Below are 3,268 nucleotides of genomic sequence, written 5' to 3'. Positions count from 1 at the left end.
AAGACTTTATGGGTATCTATGAAGGTAAACTGCTCCCTGAACTCAGCATCCAATATAAAGATTATGCGGTCTGGAAAAATAGTCAGGCAGATATCCTTGATCAACAAAAAAACTATTGGACCGAACGCTTCTCCAGGGACGTACCGGTATTGAACCTTCCCGGTGACCTCGCCCTTAATCATGATAACCTAACACATGGGGATCTTTTCCATTTTGACCTCTCACCCGAAGAATCCCAAAAAATTCATCTTTTCATCAATCAACAAAAAGGAATTACCTTGTTTTCTTTCCTGCTTGCTTCATTTCAGGTGTTGCTTAGTAGGCTATCCAACCAGGAAGATATTATTGTCGGATCGCCAGTTGTCAATCGCTCTCATGCCGATACCGAACATATTATTGGGTTATTCTTGAATACACTACCGTTTAGAAATTTCCCTGAACATCAGAAACCATTTATCCAGTTCCTTAAAGAGGTTCAGCGAGAGTCGTTAGAAGCGTTTGAACATCAAGAATATCAGTTCGAAGACCTTATCAGTGAACTCAATCTGAAAAGAGACTTAACAAGAAATCCTCTCTTCGATGTGTTTTTCAACCTGCTCAATTTTGAAAATGACCTTTCCTTTGAGCTTGATGAACTTAAGGTACAAACGATTACATCAGAACTGAAGCCTAACGCTAAATTTCATCTTACCCTTTATGCTAAAGAAAGTGATGACCAAATTTTATTTACATGTCTCTACAAATCTGGATTCTTCAAAAGAGATACCATCAAGTACATTTTTGAAGAATTCAAAAAACTGATCCAGCAGATCCTTAACAACGCCGATACGGCCATTGGAGCATACAATATCTTTTCTCAAAATGAAATTCAACTCAAAACTGATCGTTGTTCCCCTCAAAAACCATTCACCCCAATTGGAACAGATCAAATCCATCAATCCATTGTTGACCGGTTTAAGACCATCGTTCATTCATTCCCACAGCGTACGGCGATTATCGATCAGAACCAAAAAATTACCTACCAGGAACTCGACGTTGCCTCAAATCGTATAGCTAACACCATTAGTCAATTGAATAAATCCGACCATGATGGTTTTGCTCCAAGAGCAGCACTCCTCTTTGGCCATAACATCCATATGCTGGAGGGATTATGGGGTGCATTAAAGGCAGCGCACGCTTATGTCCCTATGGTCGCAGATCAACCGGTCGAGCGAATGGCTGATATTATGCGTGATGCCCAAGCCCGTGTATTACTTACTCAAAATGAATACATGCCGTTGGCGAAGCAAATCGTAGAAAGCATTGAACACCCTATAAGCATTATCAATATTGAATCTATTGATAAAGGAATTATAGCAGACCTTAAAACAGACAGTATTAACCCCAATGAATTAGCATACATCCTCTATACTTCCGGATCAACCGGAAAGCCTAAAGGGGTCATGCAAACGCATAGAAATGCCTTGTACTTCTGGAAAGTTTATACCAATGCCCTGCACATCGACCACCACGACACATTGACCATGCTGTCTAACTATGGACACGATGCTGCCGTCATGAGCTTCTTCGGTACTTTACTCAATGGGGCAACCGGTATATTATATGATATCAAAAACAGAGGACTTGATGAGCTTAACTCAGTTATTGACAAACATCAAATAACAATCTATCACTCGACACCTTCCGTCTTTAGAGCGTTCACTTCTACACTGAAAGAAAAAGCCAGTAAATCCATCAGGCTTGTTGTGATGGGGGGGGAAGCTACCCTACCTAGTGATGTGGAATCCTTTAAGTCTCTCTTCAGTGATGAATGCCTTATGATCAATGGACTGGGACCAACAGAGTCTACAATTACAATCCAAAATTTTATCAGTAAGGATTCTGTTATAGGGAATAACGTACCCGTTGGTCACCCGGTTGACGCAACAGATGTTTTCATACTGGACCAAAACCACAAGGCCACAGATGTATTCCAGGAAGGAATGCTAGTCTATGAAAGTGACTTCATCACACCGGGATATTGGAATGACCCTGACAAAACCAACCAGGCCATTGTCACAGGAATTTTCGAACAAGGCAAACGCTATTACCTTTCTGGTGATTTAGGAAGAAGACTTCCCGATGGTAACATAGAGTTTCTGGGACGTAGTGATAATCAGGTTAAAGTACGAGGGTTCCGTATCGAACTCGGGGAGATCGAAAGTCAGCTCGCCTACCACCCTCAAGTGCAGGCTGCCGTCGTAGTGGCCCATCAAAAAAACCAGGATAAGCAACTCGTCGCTTACTTCGTTGCTCAGGATCATATTGACAGCCATGTACTGAAAAACTACCTGCTGCAAAAGCTGCCAGACTATATGATCCCAACGCTTTTCATCAAAATGGAGGAGCTACCTCTCAACCGAAACGGTAAAGTAGACCGAAAAGCACTCCCTAAACCCGAAGTGGATATTCAGGAATTCATCGCCCCTCAAAATGAGGTCGAAGAGCAACTCGTCGACATCTGGAGTGAGGTGCTTCAAATACCAAAAGAAAAAATCAGTACCAACAGCAACTTCTTCGAGCTTGGTGGGCACTCGCTTAAAGCCATGAATATCATTGACAAAGTACATCTGGAAATTGGAGTAAAACTACCTGTTAGAGATTTTTTTAAACGACAAACTGTGTATGAGCTTGCTGAGTTAATTGCAGCAGTTAAATTAGTTCACAATCCAAATATTGACGGATCCAATCAAATTGAGATTACAATATGACAATAGAGAAATTCATCAACGAGCTAAGCGCCAAAGGCATTTCGTTTTCATTTGTTGATAAAGAAGTTAAGGTAAAAGGAGATCATAATCTACTGACTAATGATGTTATCCGAGAGATAAAATCCAGAAAAGATGAACTTCAAAAATTCTTTTCAAATTTCAATCAACAAGTTAACGTCGGTCACATCCCACCAGCGCCCGAGCAGCTTAACTATCCCCTCACCTCTGCTCAGAAAAGGCTCTACTTCCTCTATGAGTTTGATCCTGAAACCACCGCCTACAACATGCCTTATGTTGTGTCTCTAAAAGGACAGCTCAATATACAAAGGCTAGAAAACACATTCTCTCAACTCATCCAGAGACATCAAAGTCTTAGAACTCGATTTGTCAGACAAGAACAACAGGTCTTTCAACAAATCATGCCTCCTGAGGAGGTGCCGTTCAATATCCATGTACATGAAGAGGTACCCGAAGGAAACATCGAAGAACTCATCCGTTCCTTTGTTCGGCCATTCGAC

Annotated in this window: 2 protein-coding genes; both read left to right on the top strand. The window is 41.4% G+C overall.

Going from position 1 to position 3,268, the window contains the following annotated elements; translation table 11 throughout:
• A partial coding sequence (locus JMN32_RS18995; protein ID WP_202857952.1) for a non-ribosomal peptide synthetase occupies positions 1-2,750 on the top strand: 2,750 nt, incomplete at its 5' end.
• Positions 2,747-3,268, top strand: a 522-nt coding sequence (locus JMN32_RS18990; RefSeq protein WP_202857951.1) for a condensation domain-containing protein, incomplete at its 3' end; no start/stop codon positions are given. The genes JMN32_RS18995 and JMN32_RS18990, both read left to right, overlap by 4 nt.

Source organism: Fulvivirga marina (genome assembly GCF_016775155.1).
Lineage (GTDB): Bacteria > Bacteroidota > Bacteroidia > Cytophagales > Cyclobacteriaceae > Fulvivirga > Fulvivirga marina.
This window is presented reverse-complemented; position numbering and strand designations above follow the sequence as displayed.